This window comes from uncultured Amaricoccus sp., assembly GCF_937858865.1.
Lineage (GTDB): Bacteria > Pseudomonadota > Alphaproteobacteria > Rhodobacterales > Rhodobacteraceae > Amaricoccus.
Genome location: NZ_CALLYO010000508.1, coordinates 1 through 2,604, shown reverse-complemented (window position 1 = coordinate 2,604; position 2,604 = coordinate 1). Strand labels below are relative to the sequence as shown.

3 protein-coding genes are annotated in these 2,604 nt (G+C 71.2%); 1 reads left to right on the top strand and 2 read right to left on the bottom strand.

The features are described 5' to 3' along the window. Together Q0112_RS14910 and Q0112_RS14905 are read right to left on the bottom strand one after the other, a co-directional pair. Nucleotides 1-714: ABC transporter permease (locus Q0112_RS14910; RefSeq protein ID WP_297976626.1), on the bottom strand; the 714-nt coding region annotated here is incomplete at its 3' end. Further along, entirely contained in the window at nucleotides 711-1,637 is a 927-nt protein-coding gene (locus Q0112_RS14905) for an ABC transporter ATP-binding protein (protein WP_297976625.1), read from the bottom strand. The genes Q0112_RS14910 and Q0112_RS14905, both read right to left, overlap by 4 nt. Before the next feature lie 139 nt (nucleotides 1,638-1,776). Between Q0112_RS14905 and Q0112_RS14900 the strand changes: the two genes are divergently transcribed. Further along, on the top strand, nucleotides 1,777-2,604 hold an 828-nt coding region (locus Q0112_RS14900; protein WP_297976624.1), incomplete at its 3' end, for a class I SAM-dependent methyltransferase.

Below are 2,604 nucleotides of genomic sequence, written 5' to 3'. Positions count from 1 at the left end.
GAGGCAGGCGAGGGTGAAGGCGAGGATGGCGGCGAGGCTCAGGGCCACGCCGACGTCGGCGGTCTCGAAGAAGGCCCAGCGGAAGCCGGAGATGAGGTAGACGACCGGGTTGAAGAGGGTGATCTTCTGCCAGACCGGCGGCAGCATGGAGATCGAGTAGAAGGCGCCGCCGAGGAAGACGAGCGGCGAGACGACGAGGAGCGGCACGAGCTGGAGCTGCTCGAAGTTCTTCGCCCAGATGCCGATGATGAAGCCGAAGAGGCTGAAGCTGACGCAGGTGAGGACGAGGAAGCCGAGCGCGGCCAGCGGGTGCGCGACGGGCAGCGCGACGAAGAGGTTGGCGGTGGCGAAGATGATGAGGCCGATCATCACCGATTTCGTCGCCGCCGCGCCGACGTAGCCGGCGACGATCTCGAGGAAGGAGACGGGCGCGGAGAGGACCTCGTAGATGGTGCCGATGAACTTCGGGAAGTAGATGCCGAAGGAGGCGTTGGAGATCGACTGCATCAGCACGGTCAGCATGATGAGGCCGGGGACGATGAAGGCGCCGTAGGCGACGCCCTCGACCTCCTCGATGCGCGAGCCGATGGCGGTGCCGAAGACGACGAAGTAGAGCGAGGTCGAGACGACGGGGGCGACGAGGCTCTGCAGGAGCGTGCGAAAGGTGCGCGCCATCTCGTACTTGTAGATCGAGCGGACAGCGAGCCAGTTCATGCCTCCTCCCGCACCAGGTTGACGAAGATGTCCTCGAGCGATCGCTGGCGGGTCTGGATGTCGCAGAGCGTGATGCCTTCCTCGGAGAGCGCGCGCAGCAGCGAGACGATGCCGGTGCGGGGGGCGGAGCGGTCGTAGGAATAGGTGAGGTCGAGGCCGCCCTCGCCGAGGGTGAGGCCGTAGGGCGCGAGGGCGGGGGGGATGGCGGCGAGGGGCGCCTGCAGCTCGATGGTCAGCTCCTTGCGGCCCATGCGGCGCATGAGGGTCGCCTTGTCCTCGACGAGGAGGATGCGGCCGCCGTTGATGACGGCGATGCGGTCGGCCATCGCCTCGGCCTCCTCGATATAGTGGGTGGTGAGGATGATGGTGGTGCCGGCGCGGCGCAGCTCGCTGACCGTCTCCCACATCGACTTGCGGAGCTCGACGTCGACGCCGGCGGTGGGCTCGTCGAGGAAGAGGACGCGGGGCTCGTGCGAGAGGGCCTTGGCGATAAGCACGCGGCGGCGCATGCCGCCGGAGAGCTCGCGGGTCGGGGCGTCGCGCTTGTCCCAGAGCGAGAGCTGGCGCAGCACCCGCTCGATGTAGGCGTCGTCGCGGCGGCGGCCGAAGAGGCCGCGGCTGAGGCGGACGGTGTTGATGACCCGCTCGAAGGGCTCGAGGTTCACCTCCTGCGGCACGAGGCCGATGAGCTGGCGGCTGGCGCGGTAGTCGGTGACGACGTCGTGGCCGCCGACGGTAACGCGGCCGGAGGTCGGCGTGACGATGCCGCAGATGATCGAGATGAGCGTCGTCTTGCCGGCGCCGTTCGGGCCGAGCAGCGCGAGGATCTCGCCCTCCTCGATGTCGAGGCTGACGCCCTTCAGCGCCTCGAAGCCCGAGTCGTAGGACTTGCTCAGGTTCTCCACGGCGACCATTGCCGGCATCGTCGTCCCTTCCTCGTGCGGATCGCCGCGGGGCGTGGGGCGCTGCGGCGGCGCAAGACCTAGCTCAAGGGTCCCGTCTCGGCAAATGCCGCGGCGGGGCGTATGGACAGGGCGGCGGCGAGGCGGCAGAGAGGGGCGCATGTCCGATGCCGCCGATCCCCGCCCCGTGGTGCGCCTCCGGCCGCAGGCCGACCGGCCGGGGCGGCTGCGCGCGCCCTGGCGCTATGCCGACGAGATCGTGATGGACCGCCGCACCCGCGCCGTTCCGGCCGGGGCGGTGGTGGAGCTGCAGGATGCGGAGCGGCGGCCGGTCGGGGCGGCGGCCTTCAATGCCGGCTCGAAGATCGCGGTGCGGCTGCTCGATGCCGACCCGGCGGCGGAGATCGGCGCGGCCTGGTTCGCGGCGCGGCTCGGGCGGGCGCTGGCGCTGCGCGAGACGCTGTTCGATGCGCCCTTCTACCGGCTGGTGCATGCGGAGGCGGACGGGCTGCCGGGGGTGGTGATCGACCGCTTCGGGGAGGCGGCGGTGGTGCAGCCGAATGCGGCCTGGGCGGAGGCGCGGCTCGGGGCGCTGGTCGAGGCGCTGCGGGCGGTGACCGGGGTGGGGACGGTGGTGAAGAACGCCTCCGGGCGCGCGCGGTCGCTGGAGGGGCTGGACGATGTGTCGGCGGTGGTCGCCGGGCGGCTGGACGGGCCGGTGGCGGTGCCGATGAACGGGGCGGTCTATTTTGCCGACCTGGCGGGCGGGCAGAAGACCGGGCTCTTCTACGACCAGCGGTTGAACCATGCCTTCGCGGCGCGGCTGGCGCGGGGGCGGAGCGTGCTCGACGTCTTCGCGCATGTGGGCGGCTTCGCGCTGGCCGCGCTCGCGGCGGGGGCGGAGAGCGCGCTGGCGGTGGACGGGTCGGGGGCGGCGCTCGAGCTGGCCGTGAAGGGAGCAGAGGCGGGCGGGGTGCGGCTCGACGTG